This window comes from Micromonospora sp. LZ37 (genome assembly GCF_059359015.1).
Map to the genome: position 1 here is coordinate 153,881 of NZ_JCADBL010000008.1, position 22,231 is coordinate 176,111.

At 74.0% G+C, this 22,231-nt stretch carries 18 protein-coding genes; 9 read left to right on the forward strand and 9 right to left on the reverse strand.

The features are described from left to right. Nucleotides 1-235 precede the first annotated feature (235 nt). The 3 genes from AC5L3Z_RS18115 (at nt 236) to AC5L3Z_RS18125 (ending at nt 3,450) form a co-directional block, all read left to right on the forward strand. Nucleotides 236-988, forward strand: coding sequence for an LPXTG cell wall anchor domain-containing protein (locus AC5L3Z_RS18115; protein WP_494843491.1), 753 nt, complete (start codon nt 236-238; stop codon nt 986-988). A 459-nt stretch (nt 989-1,447) separates the two neighbouring features. Then, nucleotides 1,448-3,013, forward strand: a complete 1,566-nt coding sequence (locus AC5L3Z_RS18120; protein WP_494843493.1) for an aldehyde dehydrogenase family protein — start codon at nt 1,448-1,450, stop codon at nt 3,011-3,013. 32 nt (nt 3,014-3,045) lie between these two features. Beyond that, nucleotides 3,046-3,450, forward strand: coding sequence for a VOC family protein (locus tag AC5L3Z_RS18125; protein WP_494843495.1), 405 nt, complete (start codon nt 3,046-3,048; stop codon nt 3,448-3,450). 40 nt (nt 3,451-3,490) lie between these two features. Here AC5L3Z_RS18125 and AC5L3Z_RS18130 read toward each other — a convergent pair whose 3' ends face one another. Together AC5L3Z_RS18130 and AC5L3Z_RS18135 are read right to left on the reverse strand one after the other, a co-directional pair. Next, nucleotides 3,491-4,567, reverse strand: a complete 1,077-nt coding sequence (locus AC5L3Z_RS18130) for a GNAT family N-acetyltransferase (protein ID WP_494843497.1) — start codon at nt 4,565-4,567, stop codon at nt 3,491-3,493. A gap of 88 nt (nt 4,568-4,655) precedes the next feature. Continuing rightward, nucleotides 4,656-5,357: an ACT domain-containing protein gene (locus AC5L3Z_RS18135; RefSeq protein ID WP_494843499.1), complete on the reverse strand. Its 702-nt coding sequence runs from the start codon at nt 5,355-5,357 to the stop codon at nt 4,656-4,658. A gap of 148 nt (nt 5,358-5,505) precedes the next feature. On the opposite strand from AC5L3Z_RS18135, the gene AC5L3Z_RS18140 reads away from it, so the two are divergent. Continuing rightward, complete coding sequence (locus tag AC5L3Z_RS18140; protein WP_494843501.1) at nt 5,506-6,603, forward strand: phosphotransferase family protein; 1,098 nt, start codon at nt 5,506-5,508, stop codon at nt 6,601-6,603. A 133-nt stretch (nt 6,604-6,736) separates the two neighbouring features. Here the strand turns inward: AC5L3Z_RS18140 and AC5L3Z_RS18145 are convergent, their stop codons facing one another. The 6 genes from AC5L3Z_RS18145 to AC5L3Z_RS18170 all read right to left on the reverse strand — a co-directional run bounded on the left by AC5L3Z_RS18145 (nt 6,737) and on the right by AC5L3Z_RS18170 (nt 13,310). Beyond that, nucleotides 6,737-7,783, reverse strand: a complete 1,047-nt coding sequence (locus tag AC5L3Z_RS18145; RefSeq protein WP_494843503.1) for a LacI family DNA-binding transcriptional regulator — start codon at nt 7,781-7,783, stop codon at nt 6,737-6,739. A gap of 88 nt (nt 7,784-7,871) precedes the next feature. Beyond that, the gene (locus AC5L3Z_RS18150; protein ID WP_494843505.1) at nt 7,872-9,305 is read right to left on the reverse strand and encodes a GH1 family beta-glucosidase; all 1,434 of its coding nucleotides are present in this window, start codon (nt 9,303-9,305) and stop codon (nt 7,872-7,874) included. Further along, nucleotides 9,302-10,144: a carbohydrate ABC transporter permease gene (locus AC5L3Z_RS18155; protein WP_494843507.1), complete on the reverse strand. Its 843-nt coding sequence runs from the start codon at nt 10,142-10,144 to the stop codon at nt 9,302-9,304. The genes AC5L3Z_RS18150 and AC5L3Z_RS18155 overlap by 4 nt, the downstream gene beginning before the upstream one ends. Before the next feature lie 11 nt (nt 10,145-10,155). Beyond that, nucleotides 10,156-11,124 carry a carbohydrate ABC transporter permease gene (locus tag AC5L3Z_RS18160; protein ID WP_494843509.1) on the reverse strand — a complete coding sequence of 323 codons (969 nt, stop codon included), beginning with the start codon at nt 11,122-11,124 and terminating at the stop codon, nt 10,156-10,158. A gap of 110 nt (nt 11,125-11,234) precedes the next feature. After that, nucleotides 11,235-12,527 (reverse strand): ABC transporter substrate-binding protein, encoded by a 1,293-nt coding sequence (locus AC5L3Z_RS18165; protein ID WP_494843511.1) that lies wholly within the window; start codon nt 12,525-12,527, stop codon nt 11,235-11,237. A gap of 237 nt (nt 12,528-12,764) precedes the next feature. Further along, nucleotides 12,765-13,310: a plasmid pRiA4b ORF-3 family protein gene (locus AC5L3Z_RS18170; RefSeq protein WP_494843513.1), complete on the reverse strand. Its 546-nt coding sequence runs from the start codon at nt 13,308-13,310 to the stop codon at nt 12,765-12,767. 150 nt (nt 13,311-13,460) lie between these two features. Between AC5L3Z_RS18170 and AC5L3Z_RS18175 the strand changes: the two genes are divergently transcribed. Both AC5L3Z_RS18175 and AC5L3Z_RS18180 read left to right on the forward strand, forming a co-directional pair. Beyond that, nucleotides 13,461-14,246 (forward strand): pyrimidine reductase family protein, encoded by a 786-nt coding sequence (locus tag AC5L3Z_RS18175; protein ID WP_494843515.1) that lies wholly within the window; start codon nt 13,461-13,463, stop codon nt 14,244-14,246. Between the two features lie 228 nt (nt 14,247-14,474). Further along, nucleotides 14,475-14,951 carry a DUF7144 family membrane protein gene (locus AC5L3Z_RS18180; RefSeq protein WP_494843517.1) on the forward strand — a complete coding sequence of 159 codons (477 nt, stop codon included), beginning with the start codon at nt 14,475-14,477 and terminating at the stop codon, nt 14,949-14,951. Here the strand turns inward: AC5L3Z_RS18180 and AC5L3Z_RS18185 are convergent. Continuing rightward, complete coding sequence (locus AC5L3Z_RS18185; protein WP_494843519.1) at nt 14,881-16,515, reverse strand: alpha/beta fold hydrolase; 1,635 nt, start codon at nt 16,513-16,515, stop codon at nt 14,881-14,883. The two genes, AC5L3Z_RS18180 and AC5L3Z_RS18185, sit on opposite strands and share 71 nt — an antisense overlap. 225 nt (nt 16,516-16,740) lie before the next feature. Between AC5L3Z_RS18185 and AC5L3Z_RS18190 the strand changes: the two genes are divergently transcribed. The 3 genes from AC5L3Z_RS18190 to AC5L3Z_RS18200 all read left to right on the forward strand — a co-directional run bounded on the left by AC5L3Z_RS18190 (nt 16,741) and on the right by AC5L3Z_RS18200 (nt 22,177). Next, a complete protein-coding gene (locus AC5L3Z_RS18190) occupies nt 16,741-18,486 on the forward strand; it encodes an ATP-binding protein (protein ID WP_494843521.1) in 1,746 nt (581 codons plus the stop codon). Nucleotides 18,487-18,554: 68 nt separating this feature from the next. Then, nucleotides 18,555-19,703 (forward strand): exonuclease SbcCD subunit D, encoded by a 1,149-nt coding sequence (locus AC5L3Z_RS18195; protein ID WP_494843523.1) that lies wholly within the window; start codon nt 18,555-18,557, stop codon nt 19,701-19,703. After that, a complete protein-coding gene (locus tag AC5L3Z_RS18200) occupies nt 19,703-22,177 on the forward strand; it encodes an AAA family ATPase (RefSeq protein WP_494843524.1) in 2,475 nt (824 codons plus the stop codon). The genes AC5L3Z_RS18195 and AC5L3Z_RS18200 overlap by 1 nt, the downstream gene beginning before the upstream one ends. Nucleotides 22,178-22,231: the final 54 nt, after the last annotated feature.

Sequence of the window (22,231 nt, forward strand, 5' to 3'; positions counted from 1 at the left end):
GGGGGATGTCCGTCGCGGTCACCGGCGCGCCGGTCTGGCAGTACGGCGACGGGAACGGAGCGTCCGGCGTCCCGTCCGCGTTACACCGACACGCGGCGAAACGGGCCCCGATCTGCCGGATTCCTACCGCATCACCGGCGCGTCGGCCCAGCTCAGACCGAACATCCGATGTGAACTCTCGATGCCGTGCATGGGATCATGTGCCGTCCCCTCTACCGATCTCGGAGGATTCCACATGCCACAGCGTCGGCACGTGGCGCGCGCGGCCCTCACCGCAGCCGCCGCCACGGCCTGCCTCGCCTTCGCCACCCCGGCGTGGGCGAGCAGCACCGCTCCGCTCCACCCGGGCCACGTGGGCTCGACGGCGGCCGGCTTCGGCACCCAGCAGTGCGGCGACCCGAAGTTCGACGGCCTGCCCGCCGGCCACGACGGCTGGCACTTCGTGCTCCCCACCAACAAGGCGGGCAACTTCGAGAGCCTCACCCTCACCTTCAAGAACAGCGCGGGCAGCACCGTGACGGTGAAGGTGCCGGACTCCACGGACGCCTACCCCGACTTCCTCTCTGCCAACGGCGGGGACAAGCAGGTCAAGCACGCCTACCTGTTCACGCCGGCCGGCTGGAAGTTGACCGGTGGCAGCGCCACGATCAGCGGCCAGGCCGACAAGTTCAACCTGAGCCACACCTGCGCCGGCACCGGCACGGGCGCGTCTCAGTCGCCCAGCACCCCGGCGACGCCGACCACGCCGGGTGGGTCGGTCGACCCGTCGGAGTCGACGTCCAGCTCTTCGTCGGCCTCGCCGTCGGCAGGCAACGGCGGCAACGGCGGCAACGGCGGCAACGGCGGCGGTGACGACAACCTGGGCGGGCTGCCCATCACCGGCGCCGCCGCCACCACCATGGCCCTGGTCGGCGTCGGCCTCATCGGTGGCGGCGCCACCCTGGTGGCGATGCGTCGCCGCCGGGAAAACGTCACCTTCACCAGCTGATCAGAGCGGCGACAACACGACCGGCCGTCGGACACCCGTCCGGCGGCCGGTCGTCTTCCCGCCGCCCCGGACCCGGACCTCCCCGCCCACGCGCCCGAATCCCCGCCCGCCCGCGCGCCCGGACCCCGGCTCCCGGCGCGCTCTCCGCCCGGCGCGCACCGCCGGAGCGACCCCGCGTTGATCCGTCCGGACCGATGGTCCGTACTGACGGGTAACCCGGTCGACGTCGCCCGGAGATTCATCACATCATCGACACTCGCCGATCGCTTGGCTTCGTACGCCCAGCTCAGCGCCGTGACGCGCGGCCGGACCCGCATCCACCGGCCGACGGACGGCGGAGCTGGCGTTCCGGCATACGAACGTACTGTTGCCCACCCGCGCGACGGCGCGGGACAGTACGCCACACCAGCGGTGCCATCGACGCCGCCGCTCCCCGGTCCGACCCTGAGGAGAAACGCGATGGCTCTACGACTCGCCGACGGCACCGCCTGGTCCGACACCCTCGCCCGCGCGGTCGCCGCCGCACCGGAGGCCTTCGGGCCCGACACCGACGGCGCCACCACCCTGCACAACCTGGTCTCCGGCGAGTGGCGGGCCGTCGGGACGCCCGGCCCCGTCCGCACCCCGGTGGACAACACCGTCCTGGTCAACCTGCCCAAGCTGGACGCCGAGACCGCCCGCGCCGCGGTCGCCCACGCCGCCGCCGCGCACCGCGACTGGGCCGCGACCCCGCTGGCCGAGCGCAAGGCGCGGGTCACCGACGCCCTGGACTCCCTCACCGCGCACCGCGACCTGCTCGCCCTGCTGCTGGTCTGGGAGATCGGCAAGCCCTGGCGGCTCGCCTGCGCCGACGTGGACCGGGCCCTGGACGGCGTCCGCTGGTACGTCGACGAGATCGACCGGATGCTCGCCGACGGCCGGGAGCCGCTGCCCGGGCCGGTCAGCAACATCGCCTCCTGGAACTACCCGATGAGCGTGCTGGTCCACGCCGAGCTGGTGCAGCTGCTCGCCGGCAACGCGGTCATCGCCAAGACCCCGTCGCAGGGCGGCGCGGTCTGCCTCACCGTGGCGCACGCGCTGATGCACCGCGCCGGGCTGCCCGCCACGCTGCTCTCCGGCAGCGGCGAGGAACTCTCCGAGGTGCTGGTCCGGGCGCCGGAGATCGGCGCGGTGGCCTTCGTGGGTGGCCGCTCCAACGGCGGCAAGGTGGCCGCCGCGCTGCTCGACACCGACAAGCGGCACTTCATCGAGCAGGAGGGCCTCAACGCCTGGGGCATCTGGAACTTCTCCCAGTGGGACCTGCTCGCCACCCACCTGAAGAAGGGCTTCGAGTACGGCAAGCAGCGCTGCACCGCGTACCCGCGGTTCGTGGTCCAGCGCGACCTGGTCGACGAGTTCCTCGACATGTACCTGCCGGTGGTGCGCTCGGTCCGGTTCGGACACCCGCTCGCCGTCGGCGACGACTGGTCGGCCGGCGACCCGCTGCCCGAACTGGACTTCGGCCCGCTGATCAGCGGCGCCAAGGCCGAGGAGCTGCGCCGCAAGGTCGACGAGGCGGTACGCGGCGGCGCGGTGCCCCTGCACCGCGGCAAGCTCGACGGCGCGCCCTTCCTCGACGGGCAGGACACCTCGGCGTACGTGGCGCCGGCGGTGCTGCTCGCCCCGCCCGGCCGGTCCCGGCTGATGCACGCCGAGCCGTTCGGGCCGGTCGACACCATCGTCGTGGTGGACACCACCGACGAGCTGCTGGCCGCGATGAACGCCTCCAACGGCGCGCTGGTCGCCTCGCTGGCCTGCGACGACACCGACGAGGCGGCCAAGCTCGCGGTCGACCTCCAGGCGTTCAAGGTGGGCATCAACAAGCCCCGCTCGCGGGGCGACCGGGACGAGCCGTTCGGCGGCCGGGGCGCCTCCTGGAAGGGCGCCTTCGTCGGCGGTGACCTGCTGGTGCAGGCGGTCACCGTGGGCGGCGACGGCCGGCTCTACGGCAACTTCCCCGACTACAGCAGCTACCCGGCCACCTGACCCGGCCGCGCCCGACGGGCTAACCTCGATCGATGTCGAGACTCGAGCAGATCTCGTTGGGCGTGACCGACGACCACCGGGCGGGCCGGTTCTGGGCCGCGGCCCTCGGGTACGTGCGCCGGCCACCGCGCTACGACGGCGACGGGTGGATCGTGGTCGAGCCACCACCCGGGCAGCCCGGCGCGGCGATCGCCATGGACGTCAGCCGGAGCCCGGTGGAGGAGTTCCCCCGCGTCCACCTCGACCTGCACGCGGGGGAACGGGACCTGGACGAGGAGGTCGAGCGGCTGCTCGGGCTGGGCGCCCGGCGCATCGACTGGCGGCACTACCCCGCCGAGCCCGAGCCCGGGCAGCCGCCGTACGTCGTCCTCGCCGACACCGAGGGGAACCGGTTCTGCGTATCGGGTCACCGCCGCGCCGGGCCCGTCTTCGGCTGACACCCCCGGCGGCGGCCGGGCCGGCCGGGCCCGGGCCGGCCTACGGCCGGCGGGGGCCCGGCACACCCGTGGTCGAGCGCCCGCGTCGCGTCGCGTCGACGTCCAGCGGCAGCACCACGGTGACCAGCCCGCCGTCCCGGTCCGTCGTCGTCGGCCGGTCCAGCCGGGCCACGGTCCGGAGCATCGGGGCGTTCTCCGCCCGGGTGTGCAGGACCAGGGCCCGGTAGCCGGCCCGGTGGGCGTGCCCGACCAGGCGCCGCAGCAGCGCCGACCCGAGCCCGCGCCGCTGCCAGTCGTCCCGGACCAGCAGGGCCACCTCGGCCTCGTCCCCCTCGGCGAGGAGGTTCGCCATCGCGACGACCGGCTCCGCCGCCGCGCCGGAGCCGGCCGTCGCCACCAGGGTCGTCCCCCGGTTCGGTGTCAGCAGTCGGCGCAACCGGCTGGGCGACGCCGACGCGCCCAGGTAGCGCCGCTGCCGGCTGCGCGCCGAGCAGCGCTCGTGCAGCTCGACCACGGCGGCCAGGTCGTCGCCGGTGGCCGGGCGTACGGCCAGCTCCGCGCCGTCGGGCAGGACCAGGATCACCTGGTCGGTGGAGCGTCGGGACGCGGTGGTCGCCAACTCGACCAGGGCCTGCGCCCGGGCGTACTCGGCCGGCGTGAAGCTGGGCGCCGCCCGCCGCAGCGTGAACGAGCCGCCGGACGGGTCGGCGAGCAGCATCGTCGCCGCGCCCACCCCGGCGTGCGGGGCGACCGGCGTCGCCCGCCAGGTCACCTCGTCCGCGCCGAGCAGCACGCGCAGTGCCGCACCGGTCGCGTCCGGGTCGCGCACCAGCCCGGTGGCCAGGCCGAGCACCCGCGTCGGCTGGTCGACCAGGCCGCGCGCCTCGCTGCGCGCCACCCAGCAGTCCCGTCCCCGGCCCCGCTCGACAGCGGCCAGCAGCTCGCCCTGGTCCAATGTGTCCGGCGCGTCGACGAGGAAATCGTCGACCGCGCCCGCCTCGGTGGTGTGCACCTGCACGGTGAGGATGTTGACCCCTCGCATCGCCAGACTCGCCGTGAGCACCGACAGGTAGCCCGGCCGGTCGTCCACGGTCGCTCGGATCCGCCACAAAGCCATGTCCGCTCCCTTCCCCGCTACGACCCTGCCGGGCGGCTGTTGCCGTGCCGTTGCCCGACGGTGACGGCCCGGCGACCGTTGCCCGCGCTCAGGTGACGCTGGTCACCGGCGGCGCGCCGACCAGGTCCAGCCGGTCGCCGAGGATCACCGCGCCGGCGCGGACCAGCTGGGCCAGCCGGTCCACCTCGGTGGCGTGGAAACCGGCCGCGGTCAGCGGCTCGGTGTGCTCCCGCGCCGCCACCAGCACCAGCCCGGCCCGGCCGAACGGCGCCACCGCGTAGTGGACACCGTCCACACCGGTCAGCGCCCGGGCCCGCAGCGGGGTGATCTCGGGCAGCGCCGGCGGTCGCGGCGCACGCCAGCTGGCGTGCCCGACGGTCGCCGTCCCCCCACCGGTACGCGAGGCCCAATCCACCGGCACCACCGCGGCGACCGCCCAGTCGGCGGCGAGCAGCCCCGGCACCGCGTCGACCAGGGTGGCCACCCCGTCGGTCGGGTTGGCGGCGACCTGGGCCAGCAGCTCGGCGTCCTGACCGGTGGTGGTCGGGGCGCCGATCGCCCGCCACACCCCGTCGACGCGTACCCCGGGGATCGCGGCGAGGCCGGCCATCAGGCGTTCCACCCGGGCGGCGCCCGGCCAGACCACGGTGAAGTCGTCCACGGCCCGCCCACCGAGCCGTTCCAGGACCACCACCTGGACGATGTCGGCGCCGGAGACGCCGAGCGTGCGGGCCACCTGGCCGAGCGTGCCGGGCCGGTCCGGCAGGGTCACCCGAACTCTCAGCAACATGTCTCTTCCTCCGCTCGGCGGGCCGGCCGTCGCGGCCGGCAGGCTGGTCCCAGCCTGCCGTTTGACCATTTCGCCCCTGTTGCAGCGGCATGTCCCGGGCGGAAACTCCAGCCTTGACAAGAAAGCTGAGCTGCCATCAACTATTCGGATGACCGAACCGGCCGTCGAGGCGTACCCGGCATCCGTTGCCCCGACCGGTTCGGCGCCCGCCCGGTCGCCGAAGGGCCTGGACCTCGACCGGCTCGCCGGCTACCTGGGCACCCACCGGCCGGAGCTGGCCACCGAGCCGCTGCGGGCCACGCTGATCGCCGGCGGCAAGTCCAACCTGACCTACCTGCTGCACGCCGGTGGGCAGGAGCTGGTGCTGCGCCGCCCCCCGCTCGGGCACGTGCTGGCCACCGCGCACGACATGGCCCGCGAGTTCCGGGTGATCTCGGCGCTGGCCGAGACCGACGTGCCGGTCCCGGCGGCGCTGCTGCACTGCGCGGACGCCGACGTGATCGGCGCGCCGTTCTACCTGATGGAGCGGGTCCGCGGCGAGGTGTTCCGCAGCCGCGCGCAGACCGACCCACTCGGCGCCGACCAGCGGCGCGAGCTGGCCCTGGCGATGATGGACACCCTCGCCGCGTTGCACACCGTCGACCCGGCGCGGGTCGGGCTGGCGGACTTCGGCCGCCCGGAGGGGTACCTCGGCCGGCAGGTGCGCCGCTGGGCCGGTCAGCTCGACCGCTCCCGCAGCCGCCCGCTGCCCGGCATCGACGAGCTGCGCGACGCGCTCGCCGCGTCGGTGCCGGAGGGCGTCAACACCGGGCGGATCGTGCACGGCGACTACCGGCTGGACAACCTCCTCGCCACCGTCGACCCGGTGACGGTACGTGCCGTGCTGGACTGGGAGATGGCCACCCTGGGCGACCCGCTGGCCGATCTGGGCCTGCTGCTGACCTACTGGGACGTGCTCGGCGACAGCGACCTCGCCGAGGGCAACCCGGTCGCCGACGGCATCGGCCCCCGGGCCGGCTTCCCCACCGGCGTCGAGCTGATCGACCGGTACGGCGGGCGCAGCGACGTCGACGTCGGGCCGCTGCACTGGCACGTGGCGCTCGGCTGCTTCAAGCTGGCGGTCATCTGCGAGGGCATCCACTACCGGCACACCCTCGGTCAGACCCTCGGCGCCGGCTTCGACCGGATCGGCGAGATGGTGTCACCGCTGGTCGACCACGGCCTGCGCGCGCTCCGCGACAGGTGACGAGCTCCGCGTAGAACGCAGGCCCGCCGCCCGCCGCCCGCTTGATCGTGCTACTTCCTGGATGTAGTGCCCTCACCCTGACCCGGACACCACTACTTCCAGGATCCAGCGCGATCTTGCCCGTCGCCGCGGGTCAGGCGGAGGCGCGTTCGACGAGTTTGGTCTCCAGGAGGAGATGGGGGTTGGGGATCTCGTCGCCGCGGATGCGGGCGACCAGCAACCTCGCCATCTGCCGGCCCATCTCCTCCACCGGCTGGAACACCGTGGTCAGCGGCGGGTCGGACTGCTGGGCGATCGGGGCGTCGTCGAAGCCGATCACCGCCACGTCCTCGGGGACCCGGCGACCCGCGTCGCGCAGGGTGCGCAGCGCGCCGAAGGCCATCAGGTCGGAGGCGACGAAGACGGCGTCCAGGTCGGGGCAGGTCTCCAGCAGCTGCCGCATGCCCACCGCGCCGCTGCCCTCGCTGAAGTCCCCGTACGCGATCAGGGCGGGGTCGACCCGGCCGACCGCGGCCTGGACGGCCTCCCGGTAGCCGGTCAGCCGGTCCAGGCCGGCGCCCATGTCCTGCGGGCCGGCGAGGTGGGCGATCCGCCGCCGCCCCCGGGCGGCGAGGTGCTCCACCGCCTGCCGGGCGCCATCGACGTTGTCCACGTCGACGAACCAGGACGGCTGGGCGCCGGGCTGGAGCATCCGGGCCGGCCGGCCGCCGAGCACGGTGGGCAGGTCGCGCTCCTCCAGCAGGGTGGGCAGCGGGTCGGAGTCGTGCAGCGACAGCAGCAGCACCCCGTCGACGTGCTGGTTGGTCAGGTGGTGCTCGACGCGTTCCCGCTCGATCGGGGACTGCACCATGGCGAGCCAGAGCTGCAACGGGGTCTCCAGCAGCCCGGAGCTGACCCCGCGGACGATGCCGGCGAAGAACGGCTCGGTGAAGACCCGCTCCCCCGACTCGGAGACCACCAGGGCGATCGAGTCGGTGCGCTGGGTGACCAGCGCCCGGGCGGCGCGGTTCGGGACGTATCCCAGCTCGGCGATGGCCTGCTGCACGGCGGCCCGGGCCTCGGGGCTGACCTGGGGCGAGCCGTTGACCACCCGGGAGACCGTCCCGCGCCCGACGCCGGCGCGGGCGGCGACCGCGTCGAGGGTCGGGCGCCCGAGCGACCGGGTGCGCTGCGTTGTCATCGTCTGCTCCTCCGACGTCGGGCGGACCCGCCACCACCCGTGGGGAGCGGGTGGACGCGGGGCCGCCCGTGGAACTGGCTGGCTTCGCCTATTGTGCGGCCAGACCGTTGCGTCGGATGACCTCGGCGTACCACCTGGCGCTGGACTTGGGAATGCGGGCCTGGGTGTCGTAGTCGACCCAGATCATGCCGAACCGCTTGGTGTAACCCCACGCCCATTCGAAATTATCCATCAGGGACCAGGCGAAGTAGCCCCGCAGGGGCACCCCCGCGCCGATCGCCTCGTGGGCGGCGCGCAGGTGGGCGTCGAAGTACGCCAGCCGGTCGACGTCGTCGACCCGCCCGTCGACCACCGCGTCGACGAAGGCGGAGCCGTTCTCGGTGACGTAGAGCGGCAGGTCGGTGTACTCGTCGTGGACCCGGCGCAGCGTCTCCACCAGGCCCGGCGCGTCGATCTCCCAGTCCATGTCGGTGACCGGGACGCCCCGGGTGACGAACCGGACGTCCTCGCTGCCCGGCCAGCACGACGGCGCCCGCCAGTACTTCTCCGGCTCGGCCCCCTCGATCGGGGCGGCGACCACGTGCCGGCTGTAGTAGTTGACCCCGACCAGGTCCAGCGGGGTGGAGATGACCGCCAGGTCACCGTCGCGGACGTGCCCGAAGTCGGTCACCTCGCGCAGGTCGGCGGTCAGGTCGGCCGGGTACGACCCGCGCAGCACCGGGTCGAGGAAGAACCGGTTGGCCAGCCCGTCGATCCGGCGGGCGGCGTCGACGTCGCCGGGCGCGTCGCTGGCCGGGGTGACCGGGTAGAGGTTGACGGTGATGCCGAGCTGCGCCTGCGGCCGGGACGCCCGCAGCGCCTGCACCGCGAGCCCGTGCCCGAGCATCAGGTGGTGCCCGGCCCGGACCGCGTCGGCGCCGTCGGAGCGCCCGGGCGCGTGCGCGCCCGAGCCGTAGCCGAGGAAAGCCGAGCACCACGGCTCGTTGAGCGTCGTCCAGTACCGCACCCGGTCGCCGAGTGCGTCGGCGACGAGCTGGGCGTAGTCGGCGAAGCGGGCGGCGGTGTCCCGGGCCGGCCAGCCGCCGGCGTCCTCCAGCGGCTGGGGCAGGTCCCAGTGGTAGAGGGTGAGCCACGGCTCGATGCCCTGGGCGAGCAGCTCGTCGACGAGCCGGCGGTAGAAGTCCAGGCCCTGCTGGTTGGCCGGGCCGGAGCCGTTCGGCTGCACCCGGGGCCAGGCCACCGAGAACCGGTACGACTTCAGTCCCATCTCGGCCATGAGCCGGACGTCGTCGGGCATCCGGTGGTAGTGGTCGCAGGCCACGTCCCCGGTGTGCCCGGCGACGACCCGCCCTTCGGTGTGGCTGAACGTGTCCCAGATCGACGGGGTCCGGCCACCCTCGGTGGCCGCCCCCTCGATCTGGTACGCGGCGGTCGCCGCGCCCCACAGGAAGCCGGGCGGGAAGGTCAGTTCCGGCCCCTGGTCGAGTACGCCGACTGCGGGCGGGTGGTGTGGGTTGCTCACGATTTGACGGCACCTTCCATGATCCCGCCAATGATCTGGCGGCCGAACAGGGCGAACACGATCACCAACGGCACGGTACCGATGGCGGTCGCGGCGAACACCTGCGAGTAGTCGGTGTAGTAGGCGTACGACAGGAACGCCAGCGACACCTGCAGGGTCGGGTTCTCGGGGGTGAGCACGGCGTACGGCCACAGGTAGGAGTTCCAGGTCTCCATGAAGGTGAGCAGGCCGAGCACGGCCGCGGCGGGGCGCAGCGCGGGCAGCACGATGTTCCAGTAGATCCGGAAGGTGCTGGCCCCGTCGACCCGGCCGGCCTCGATCAGCTCGTCGGAGATGGCCTGGGTGGCGTACTGCCGCATCATGAACACGCCGAAGGCGCTGACCAGGAAGGGCACGGTCACCGCGTAGAGGGTGTCGTACCAGCCGAGGTCCTGGATCATGCCCCAGAGCGGGATGAGGCCGAGCTGGGTCGGGATCATCATGGTCACGATGATCGACAGCAGCAGGACGTTGCGGCCCCGGAAGCGCAGCTTGGCGAAGGCGAAGCCGGCCAGCGACCCGGTGATCACCACCGAGACGGTCACCACGCCGGCCACGATCATCGAGTTGAGCAGGCCGGTGAGGAAGTTCGCCGCGTCGTTGTCGAGCACCCGGCCGAAGTTGTCGCCGAACGCGCCGCCCGGGGTGACCGGCGGTGGCACGTCGTTGATCGAGTCCAGGCTGCGGGTGGCGATGACGACCATGTAGTAGAAGGGGTAGATCGAGAAGAGCACCGCCAGCACGAGGGCGACGTACATCAGCGGGCTGGTGCGCCAGAGGCGCTGGGAAGCGGAGTTCATCCGGTCGCTCCTCACTTGACCGTACGGCGGACGAGCAGGAAGTTGACCAGCGAGACCAGCGCGATCAGCACGAACATCGCCCAGGCCACGGCGGCGCCGTACCCGGCGGTGTTGAGGTTCTCGATACCCAGTTCGTACATGTACATGGCCAGGGTCTGGAACTCGCGCTGGTCGCCGCCGATGATGTTGCCGTTGGCGAAGACGAGCGGCTCGGTGAAGAGCTGGAGCCCGCCGATGGTGGAGAGGGTGACCACGAAGACGAAGGTCGGGGTGAGCATCGGCAGGGTGATCCGCCAGAACTGTTTCCACTGGTTGGCGCCGTCGATGGCCGCCGCCTCGTAGAGGTCCTTCGGAATGGCCTGCATGCCGGCCAGCAGGATGAGCGTGTTGTAGCCGGTCCAGCGCCAGTTGACCATGGAGGCGATGGCGGTCCACGAGCTCCACCGCTGCGCGTCCCAGTCGACCGCGTCGACCCCGACCAGGCCGAGCAGCCAGTTGATCAGGCCGAAGTCGCGCTGGAAGAGCATGCCGAAGACGATCGCCACGGCGGCGACCGAGACCACGTTCGGCATGAAGATCGCCATCCGGAAGAACGTCCGGGCGCGCAGCAGCGTGCGGTTGAGCAGGGTCGCCAGGAAGAGCGCGAGCAGCAGCTGCGGGATCGTGGAGAGCAGGAAGATGCCGAAGGTGTTGACCGTGGCGTTCCAGAAGTACTCGTCGGTGAAGAGCCGGGTGTAGTTGTCCACCCCGATGAAGCTGTGCTCGCCGATGAGGTCCCAGTCGTGCAGCGACATCCACGCGGTGCGCAGCATCGGGTAGAACCCGAAGATGCCGAAGACCACGAAGAACGGGGCGATGTAGAGGTACGGGGAGAGCTTGAGATCGAGGCGGGTGAGCGACAACGTCCGGCTGCGGCGCCGGGTGGGTGGGGGCGGCGACGCCGTGGGTGACGGCGGCGCGGTCGTGGCCGACAGGCTCATGCGGTGTCCTTTCCCGGCGCCGGCGGGGCCGGTGGGGCGGGCGGTACGGGCGACGGGACGCGGCCGGTGGCGCCCGGGAGACCCGGACGCCACCGCCGTGCGGGGTCAGCTCAGAAGGCGCCCTGGGTCTTGGCGTCCTTGACGTACTGCTCCCAGGCCTTGTCCCTGGTCGACTGCCCGCTCTCGTACGACCGCAGCGCCGGCTCGAAGGCGTTCTCCTTCACCGCCTGGTGCTTCGGACCGAGGTGCAGCGGCTGGATCTTGGCGACGCTCTCCCCGAAGATCCTGCCGGTCGGCGCGTTGTTGAAGTACTCGTTGGTGTACGCGAGGAACTCCGGGTTCTTCAGCGCCTCCAGGTTGGTCGGCAGCGGGCCCTTGGCCTTGAACGCCGCCACCTGGCTCTGCGCGTTGGTCAGGTACTCGGCGAGCTTCGCCGCCTCCTTGTGGTGCTTGCTCTGGGTCGGCACGGCGAGCCAGGAGCCGCCCCAGTTGCCCGCGCCGCCGGGGACCGGCGCCACGTCCCACTTGCCCTTGTTCTCCGGGCCGGAGTTCTCCTGCACGATGCCGAGCATCCAGGACGGGCAGAAGGTCGCGGCGAAGGTGCCCTGCTTGAAGCCGGCCGACCACTCCGGCGACCAGGTGGCCGTCTCGGCGGTGATGTTGGCGTCGGCCATCGCGACCGCGGTGTCCCAGGCGCTCTTCACCGAGGCGCTGGTGTCGGCGACGACGTTGTCCTGCTTGTCGTAGAACAGGTCACCGCCCTGCTGGAACATCACCGCGCTGGAGGCCGTGGTGACCGAGTCGAGCAGCCCCTTGCCGGTGGCCGCCCGGTACTTCTTCCCGGTCTCGATGAAGGCGTTCCAGTCCGGCCAGAGCGCGGCGACCTGGTCCCGCTCGGTCGGCAGCTTGGCGGCCTGGAAGAGGTCGCGGCGGTAGCAGACGGCCAGCGAGCCGACGTCGGTGGGCAGGCCGATCAGCCGGCCGTCCGGCGCCTTGCCCAGCTCCCACTTCCAGGGCAGGTACTCCTTGCTGTGGTCGGCCACGAGCGGCGCCAGGTCGGCCCAGTTGGCCGGGTTGGCCTTGAACTCGTTGAGGATGCCCTCCTCCAGGGCGACCACGTCGGCCGCGCCCTTGCCGGTGGCCAGCGCCCGGACGATCTTCGGCCGGTACTCGTTGAGCTGGGCGGTCTTGCGCAGCTCGACCTTGATGCCGGTGTCCTTCTCGTACTGCTTGACGATCTCGTCGTAGCCGAATTCGCCGAAGGTGTCCACGACCAGCTTGGCGGGCTTCCCGCCGGACGCCGTGGCGTCGTCGTCCTTGCCGCAGGCCGCGAGACCGCCGAGTGCGGTGACCGCGGCCAGGGCGGCGGCCGCGAGGCGGGTACGCCGCGTGGTGACGCTCATCCTGACCCCTCTTTCAGTGGTGAGGCTGGGTTCGGGTGTGGTGGGGGGTGCGCTGGCGCTCCCGGGCCGGACCGGTGGGCCGGGTCGGCCGGGCGGGTGCGTAGTGATCCGCGCCACGCCTTGGGAACGCTCCCATGAGCGTGCCGGGAGGGGTTAGGGGTGTCAATAGACCGATGGGAGCGTTCCCAGATCGTTACCGCCAACGCCCGCCACCGTTCGCCCGGTGGCCGGAAGGGATCAGCAGAGGCGACGCAGCAGCGTGCTCGCCCGCCCCGGATCGAACCCGGCGGGGTCGAAGCCGTGGCCCGCCCACTCCCGCATCGCCGCGTGCTCCGGGTGCATCGGATCGGCCAGGGCCGCGAGCAGGACCAGGTAGCCCGACGGGCCGCCGACGCCCTCCGGCGGGCAGGCGCGCTCGCCGTCCGGGCAGGACGGGTACCGCTCCTCCGGATCGGCGGTGACGGCGTCCTCCACCACCAGGTCGTGCTCCCACCAGTCACCGAAGTCGTAGACGTAGCGGAACCTGCTGCCCTTGCCGAGCACCGCGTCGAGCCGGACGTCCAGCTCGTCGCGGAGCGACAGCGCGCCGTCCGGGTCCGGCTCGCCGTACTGCACCCCGTCGATCTCGAACGAGTGCAGTCGGCAGTCGCGCCAACCCATGGCGTGCTGCACCACCCGGTGCAGCCGGTCGAGGGTGTAACCGCCGGGCACCAGCACCCGCCGCCAGACCGGCGGGCGTACCCCGGCGAGGGACATCTTCAGCTGGAAGATCTGGCGTGGCATGCTGCCCCCTCCTCCCACCGCATAGGCTGCCGGCATGATCTGCCGAGCCTGCCGGGAGCGGCGGCACGACGACTGTCCCGGCCGGAAGTGGTGCGACTGCCAGCACCGTACCCCCGGACCCACCCCTCCGGTCACCGGTCCGGCCGGCGAATGACCGTCGGAACCCCGATCCGCCGGATCTGGCCGACGCCGGCCACGCCGCCCCTGGACGACGCCGAGCTGACCGCGCTCTACGGTCGCGCGGACCGCCCGCACCTGCGGGTCAACTTCGTCGCCAGCCTCGACGGCGCGGTGAGCCTGGACGGCTACTCCGCCGGGCTCTCCGGCGCGCCGGACAAGCGCGTCTTCGGGCTGCTCCGGATGCTCTGCGACGGACTGCTGGTGGCCGCCGGGACGCTGCGCCACGAGGGCTACCGCGCGGTGCGGCTGAGCGAGCCGCGCCGGGCCTGGCGGCGGGAGCGGGGGCTGGCCGAGTACCCCACCCTGGTGGTCGTCTCCGGGTCGCTGGACCTCGACCCGGCGCAGGCCGCGTTCGCCGACGCGCCGGTGCGCCCGCTCGTGCTGACCCACGCCGCCGCCGAGCCGCCCCCGGGGCTGACCGACGTCGCCGAACTGGTCCGCTGCGGCGACGAGCGGGTCGACCTCGCCGCCGGCCTGACCGAGCTGCGCCGCCGCGGGCTGGGCCAGATTCTCTGCGAGGGCGGCCCCCACCTGTTCGGCGCGCTCACCGCCGCCGACCTGGTCGACGAGCTCTGCCTGACCGTCGCCCCGCTGCTCGCCGGCCCGGGTCCCGGGCGGATCTCCGCCGGTGGGGCCGGCGCGGCCCGCGAGCTGCCGCTGCGGCACGTGCTCGCCGCCGACGACGGCGTGCTGATGCTGCGCCACGCCCGGGACGCCCCCGCGCCGGCGCCCGCCGGGGCGGCGCCGGCCGCCTGACGGCGCCCGCTGCGCCACGCCCGCCGCCGGCGGTGGACCCGGGGCCGCGCCGGGCCGTCCCCCGGCGGCCACCCACCGGGTACGCGGGCGGTCCACCCCGGCCACGACGACGGGCCCGGGCGCAGTGGTGTGCGCATCCGGGTGCCACGACGACGGCTCGGGCACCCGGTCCGCGTACCCGGGCCCGGGACCGGTCCGCGTCGGACCCTGCGGCCCTAGCCTGGGCGGATGGGCGTTCCCGCGCCGGGCGGCGCGATCCGACCGGACCGACCGCTGCTGGTCGGCGCGCTGCTGGTCCTCGCCGGCCTGGTGGACGTGCTCTCCGCGCTGGCCGCCACGACCGGTGACCCGTTCGCCGTCGAGACCGGGCAGGGCGTGTACCTGGTGGACATCGCCGGCTGGGCCCGGCTGCACGGGGCCATCGGCGCGGCGGTCACGCTCTCCGGGCTGGCGGTCGCCACCGGAGGGCGGGGCACGGTGCCGGTCGCCCTCGGCTGCGCCGCGGTGGGCGCCGCCGTGGACCTGCTGCTGTTCCCGTACGCGCCGGTCCGGGTGCTGCTGGTGGTGGGGCTGTACGCCGCGGCCGCCCGGCTGCTGCTCCGACACCGGCGCACCGCCCGGGGCGGCGGGCGGCTCAGCGCGGCTCGCAGACCCGGCCGGTCATCGCCGGATCCCCCTCCCGGGTCGCCGACCAGATCGGGTTGAGCGCCAGGGCCAGCGGCGGAGCCTGCCAGGCGGCGCCCAGCCGTTGCAACAGGCCGTACTCGCCCCGGGGCATCTCCACCGGCTCCCCGGCCAGGAAGGCGACCACCCGGTCCTCCACCGCCCGCTCCCCCACCAGCCCGCCGTGCAGCGCGGGCTGCTGGTAGACCGGGACGCGGCTGTACTCGCCCGGCGGCGCCTCCGCGGCGCTGACCGTCGGCATGAAGGCGATCATCCGCACCCCGGCGACCGGGCAGAGGGTGCGGTTGCGGTAGAACGGCGCGTTGATCAGCACCGACCGCACGAACGGGCTGTCGGGTTCGTCCTTCACCGTCTGGGGCAGGGACGCCAGCCAGAACATGGCCCGCAACTGCCAGCCGGTCGCCACTCCCCAGCCGGAGTGGCCCGGCGGCGGGTAGTAGGCGCGGCCGGCCTGGACGAGGGGGCTGAACATCACCACCGCGTTCACCGGGCCGCGGGGCAGCCGTTCCAGGTACGTGCGGGCGACCATCGAGCCCTCGCTCTGCCCGAACAGGGCGACCGGACGTCCGGTGCGCCGGTGCACCACGTCGATCTGGTCGGCGAGCAGGGAGGCGCTCGAGTCCAGCGAGCGGTGGGTCGCCTCCGGCGGGTACGGCAGGGGTCGGCCCCGCGCGTCCAGGCCCTGGTAGGAGAAGCGCTCGACCCGCGGGTCGGCCGACGGACTCCCGTCCCAGCTGGAGTTGTGCCCGCCCAGCACGATCACCGCGTGGGGGACCCGCTCGGGCAGCCGCTCGGCGAGGATCGGTGGCCGCCACTCCCCCCGCCCACCGCCGCTGGCGAACCCGATCGCCGCCTGGGCCCAGACCGCGCCGGCCAGGGCGAGCACGATCGCGATCGGCGCGACCGGCACCCGCGCCCAGCGGAGCCGGACCGGCGCCGCCGCGGCGGCCACGGTCCGCTGCCAGAGCAGCCCGTTCACCACCCCGGCCAGGCCGGCCAGCACCACCGTCCACCAGCCGGAGGCGCCGGAGATCACCGCGCCGGCCAGGGTCAGGACCACGAAGTTCAGCGACGCCCAGCCGAACAGCTCGATCGGGGGCAGCCCCTTCCACCACCGGGCCACCACCCCGGCCCGGACCAGGAAGGGGGCGAGCACCAGCATCGGGCCGAGCGAGGCGAAGAGGTACCAGGAGAGCGCCACCGCCGAGAAGGCCACGGAGAGGGCGGCCCACGGCGAGATGACCGCCGCGGCGAGCACCGCGACCTCCAGGTTGCGCCGCACCAGCCAGCCCCAGGAGGGCCGGGGTACGCCGTCGGGCCAGGCGAGCGCGGTCAACCCGGCGGAGAGCACGCCCCGCAGCACGGTCAGCAGCAGCAGGCCGAGCAGGAACATGCCCCAGGAGTCGTGGTAGACCAGCAGCCAGCGCAGGTCGTGGTACGAGTCGTACGGCCAGACGGCGGTGGCCTGCGGGGCCAGGCCCCGGGCGGCGTGCAGGCCGACGCCGACCAGCAGCGCCTCCTCCAGCGCCGGCGGCAGCGCGGCGAGGCCCAGCAGCCCGACAAGTCGGCCTCGTGTCGGTCCCACGGCACCCCTCGCTCTCCCGGCCCTCCGATGCTCTCCCGGATCACGCCGCGCGGGACGCGATTCACGCCGACGGCCGCACCCAACGTGGTCGCGCGATCCCGGAGCGCGACGGTGCCGGACAGGGCGCGTGGCGTCCGCCGCGTCACGTGGCAACCTGTCGTACTCCTCGGGCAGGATGCACCACGTGTGCCCCGACCGAGACGACCAGCTGACCGGAGTCCCCCGATGACCGACGACCAGCTCGACGGCCCGGGCAGGGCGGTCGGCCGGGTGCTGGGCACCGCCGACGCCACCCCCCTGCAGTTCTGGACCGCCGTCTCCCCCGACAGCTACCTCCAGCTCGACGACGTGGTGGTCACCCGGCGGGAGCTGCCCGACCGCGAGCCGGTCACCATCGCCGGGGTGGTCACCCAGGTCCGGGCGCGGCACGAGGGCGCCCAGTTCGACTCCGACGTCTTCGCGATCGCCGACGGCACTCTCCCCGCCCAGGTGCAGGAGGCCGCCGAGATCACCACCACCCGGGTCGACCCCGAGTTCTACGTGCCGCCGGCACCGGGCGCGGCGGTCTACCGCGCCGAGGGCGACGCCCGGGCCCGGGCGCTGCACTTCGACCGGATGGAACGGCGGATCCCGATGGGCATGGGCCGCGACGGCGTCCCGGTCTACCTCAACGCCGACTTCCTCGACGGCAGTCGGGGCGCGCACGTCTCCATCTCCGGCATCTCCGGCGTGGCCACCAAGACCAGCTTCGCCACCTTCCTGCTCTACTCGGTCTTCCGCTCCGGGGTGCTCGGCGGCGACGCGGTCAACGCCAAGGCGCTGATCTTCAACGTCAAGGGCGAGGACCTGCTCTTCCTCGACCACCCCAACCTCCGGCTGGACGATGCCACCCGGGCGTCGTACGCGAAGCTCGGGCTGGACGCCGGGGCCTTCCCCGACGTGCGGGTGTACGCCCCGCCGCGGGTCGGCGACTCCTCCGGCACGCCGGACGTGAGCAGCCGGCTCACCGGGGTGGACAGCTTCTACTGGACGTTGAGCGAGTTCTGCGCCGACCGGCTCCTGCCGTACGTCTTCGCCGACGCCGACGACGAGCGCCAGCAGTACACGATGGTGGTCCACTCGGTCGCCGCCCACCTCGCCCGGTACGCCCAGCCCGCCGACGGCGGGGTGAGCCTCGACGGGGTCCGGCTGGGCTCCTACGCCGACCTGGTCGACCACATCGTCGAGCAGCTCAACGACGACGAGACCCGCGCCGACTGGGCGGGCAGCGCGGTCGGCCTGGGCACGGTCAACGCCTTCGCCCGCCGGCTGATCGGCAGCAAGAAGGACCTGGGCCGGCTGATCCGCGGCGACCTGGCGCTGCGCCGCCCGCACAGCATCAACACCGCCGAGAGCGCCCAGGTCACCGTGGTCGACCTGCACAACCTGCCGGACCGGGCGCAGCGCTTCGTGGTCGGCGTGACGCTCAAGAGCGAGTTCGAGCGCAAGGAGAAGGCCGGCACGGCCAAGCCGCTGCTCTTCGTCGTCCTCGACGAGCTCAACAAGTACGCCCCGCGCGAGGGCTCCTCCCCGATCAAGGAGGTGCTGCTCGACATCGCCGAGCGGGGCCGCTCGCTCGGGGTGATCCTGGTCGGCGCGCAGCAGACCGCGAGCGAGGTGGAGCGGCGGATCGTCACCAACTCGGCGATCCGGGTGGTCGGGCGGCTGGACCCGGCGGAGGCGTCCCGCCCCGAGTACGGCTTCCTGCCGCCCGCGCAGCGCCAGCGGGCGCTGCTGGCCAAGCCCGGCACCATGTTCGTCAACCAGCCGGACATCCCCGTCCCGCTCTGCCTGGAGTTCCCCTTCCCGGCCTGGGCCACCCGGGTCTCCGAGGCGGGTCGGGCCCCGTCGGAGACGCTGCGCTCGATCACCCAGTCGGCCGACCCGTTCGCGGTGGTCGGCTCGGGCGCCGACGACGACATCCCGTTCTAGGGGGCACCGGTGAGCGCGAGGAGTGAGCCTGCGAGCCCCGCAGTCGCGAACGAAAGGCCGGCACAGCAGTGAAGATCCTGCACACCTCGGACTGGCACGTCGGCAAGGTGCTCAAGGGGCGGTCCCGGGCCGACGAGCACAAGCAGGTGCTCGCCGGCGTGATCGAGATCGCCCACGCCGAGCGCCCCGACCTGGTGATCGTCGCCGGCGACCTGTACGACACCGCCGCGCCCACCCCGGAGGCGACCCGGCTGGTCACCCGGGCGCTGACCGCGCTGCGCCGCACCGGCGCGGACGTGGTGGCGATCGGTGGCAACCACGACAACGGCGCGGCCCTCGACGCGCTGCGCCCCTGGGCCGAGGCGGCCGGGATCACCCTGCGCGGCAGCGTGCGGGAGAACCCGGCCGAGCACGTCATCGACGGGGTCACCCGCGACGGCGAACGCTGGCAGGTGGCCGCGCTGCCCTTCCTCTCCCAGCGGTACGCCGTCCGCGCGGTGGAGATGTACGAGCTGACCGCCGCCGAGGCCAACCAGACCTACGCCGACCACCTGGGCCGGGTGCTCGCCCGGTTGACCGAGGGCTTCACCGAACCGGACCGGGTGCACCTGGTCACCGCCCACCTGACCGTGGTCGGGGCGAGCACCGGCGGCGGCGAGCGGGACGCGCACACCGTCCTGGGCTACGCCGTGCCGGCGACGGTCTTCCCCGGCAACGCCCACTACGTGGCGCTGGGTCACCTGCACCGGTCGCAGCGGGTGATCGGCCCCTGCCCGGTGCGCTACAGCGGCAGCCCGCTGGCGGTGGACTTCGGCGAGCAGGAGAACGTCCCCTCGGTGACGCTGGTCGAGGTGACCGCCCGGACCGCCGCCCAGGTCCGGGAGGTGCCGGTGCCGGCGGCGGTGCCGCTGCGCACGGTCCGGGGCACCCTGGCCCAGCTGACCGAGCTGACCCCGCCCGAGGGTTGGCTGCGGGTCTTCGTCCGCGAGCAGCCCCGGGCCGGGTTGCGCGAGGAGGTGCAGGAGCTGCTCCCGGGGGCGTTGGAGATCCGGATCGACCCGGAGCTGGTGCCCGCGCCGGGCAGCGGCGCCCGGGTCGCCCAGCGGGCCGGCCGCTCCCCACGCGAGCTCTTCGCCGACTACCTGGACAGCCGGGGCCACGACGACGACGGGGTGCGGGAACTCTTCGACGAGCTCCTCGAGGAGGCGGACCGCTGATGCGTCCGATGCGGCTGGACATGGCGGGCTTCACCGTCTTCCGGGACGAGACCACCGTCGACTTCACCGACGCCGACTTCTTCGCGCTGGTCGGCCCGACCGGCTCCGGCAAGTCGACGGTGCTGGACGCGATCTGCTTCGCCCTCTACGGCACCGTCCCCCGCTGGGGCGGCGCCCGCGGTCTGGCCAACGCCCTCGCGCCGTCGGCCACCGAGGCCCGGGTCCGGCTGGTCTTCGAGTCCGCCGGGGCGCGCTACGTGGCGACCCGGGTGGTCCGCCGGGACGGCCGGGGCAACGTCAAGACCGCCAACGCCGGGTTGCAGCTGATGCCGGCCGGCTTCGACGTCACCAAGCTCGACACCGGGCTGAGCCCGGAGGACCTCGGCGAGGTGATCGCCGGCACGCCGGCCGAGATGGAGGACGCGGTACTGGAGGCGGTCGGGCTGCCGTACGAGCAGTTCACCTCCTGCGTGGTGCTGCCGCAGGGGCGGTTCGCCGACTTCCTGCACGCCAAGCCCGCCACCCGGCAGCAGATCCTGGTCAACCTGCTCGGCCTCGGGGTCTACGAGGACGTGCAGAAGCGGGCCACCGAGCGGGCCGGGCAGGCCGAGGCGAAGCTGGAGACGGTCGACCGGGTGCTGGCCGGGCTGACCGACATCGACGACGCCGCCCTGGCCGCGGCCACCGGGCAGGTGGCGCGGATGCGCGAGCTCGCCGCCGCGGTCGAGGCGGCCGTACCGGAGCGGGAGCGGGCGCGGGCCGCGGCGCGGGAGGCCGGCGCGGCGCTGGCCGCCCTCGACGCCGACCTGGCCGGGCTGGCCGGGGTGCGGGCGCCCGACGGGGTCGCCGAGGTGGCCCGGGCGGTCACCACGGCACGGGTGGCGGCCGACGAGGCGGCGGCCACGGTGGCGCTGGCCGAGGAGCGCGAGGAGAAGCTGCGCGGCGAGCTCGCCGCCGCCGGCGACGAGAGCACGCTGCGGCTGCTGCTGCGGGCGCACACCGACCGGGACCGGCTGACCGGCGAGGCGGAGCTGGTCCGCGGCGCGCTCGACACGGCCCAGCGGGAGCACGACGTCGCGGTGGCGGCGCTCACCGCGGCCCGGGAGGCGTCGGCCCGGGCCGAGGCCGAGCTGGAGGCGGCGTTCCGGGCGCACGAGGAGGCGAAGGCGACCGACCAGGCGGTGGCGTTGCGGGCCCACCTGAGCGCCGGCGCGAACTGCCCGGTCTGCGAGCAGACCGTCGACCGGGTGCCGCCGCTGCCGGCGGGCTCGGCGGTGGCCGAGGCGACCGCCGCCGGCAAGGCGGCCCGGGCCGCCAGCAAGGCCGCCCAGGCCCGGGTGCAGGAGCGCGACGCCGCCGCCCGTGACCTGGAGCGGGTGCTGCTCCGGGCACGCGCCCAGCACGACCAGCTCCGCTCCCGGCTGGCCGAGCTGGACGACCAGCTCGCCGGGGCCGCCGCGCCGGAGGCGCTGCGCGCGGCGCTGGACGAGCACACCCGGCTGCGGCGGGCCCTCGACGAGGCCGCCACGGCCGTCCGCGCCGGTCGGGACGCCGCCCGGCGGGCCCGGGGCGCGCTGGACGCGGCCGAGGAGCGGCTGCGCGCGACGTGGCGCGGGTTCGACGCCGCCCGGGACGGGCTGGCCCGGTTCGGTCCGCCCGCCGCCGACCGGGACGACGTGGCCGGCGCCTGGGCCGCCCTGGTGGAGTGGGCGGCCGGCCAGATCGGGCAGCGGCGCGCCGAGCGGGTCGGGCTGGCAGCGTCGGTGGCCGAGGCCGAGGCGGCGGCCACGGCTGTCGAGGAGCGCATCGCCGGCCTGCTCAGCACAGCCGGGCTACCGCCCGCCGACGATCCGGTCCGCGCGGTGACGGTCGCCGCGGAGCGGGCCGAGGCGGCGGTGCGCCGCATCGAGGAACGCCGCGAACAGGCCGGTGAGCTGCGCGGGCAGCGGGTCGAGCACGAACGGCAGGCCCGCACGGCGCGGGCCCTGGCCGGGCACCTGCGGGCCAACAACTTCGAGCGGTGGCTGCTGGCCGAGGCGCTGGACCTGCTGGTCGACGGGGCCTCGCGGATCCTGCGTGAGCTCTCCCACGGCCAGTACGACCTGGTCCACGACAAGGGCGAGTTCTTCGTGGTCGACCACCACGACGCGGGGTTGCGCCGGGGGGTGCGCACCCTCTCCGGCGGGGAGACGTTCCAGGCGTCGCTGGCGCTGGCCCTGGCGCTGTCCGAGCAGCTCGCCGGGATGTCCACCACGGCGGCGAGCCTGGAGTCGATCGTGCTGGACGAGGGCTTCGGCACCCTCGACGCGGCCACCCTGGACACCGTCGCCGCCACCCTGGAGAGCCTGGCCGCGCGGGGCGACCGGATGGTCGGCGTGGTCACCCACGTGCCGGCGCTGGCCGAGCGGATCCCGGTCCGCTACGAGGTCCGCAAGGACGCGCGCAGCGCACACGTCGAACGGACCGGCCTGTGAGCGCGAGGAGCGCAGCGCAGCGGAGCCCCGCAGTCGCGAACGAAGGACGGGCCC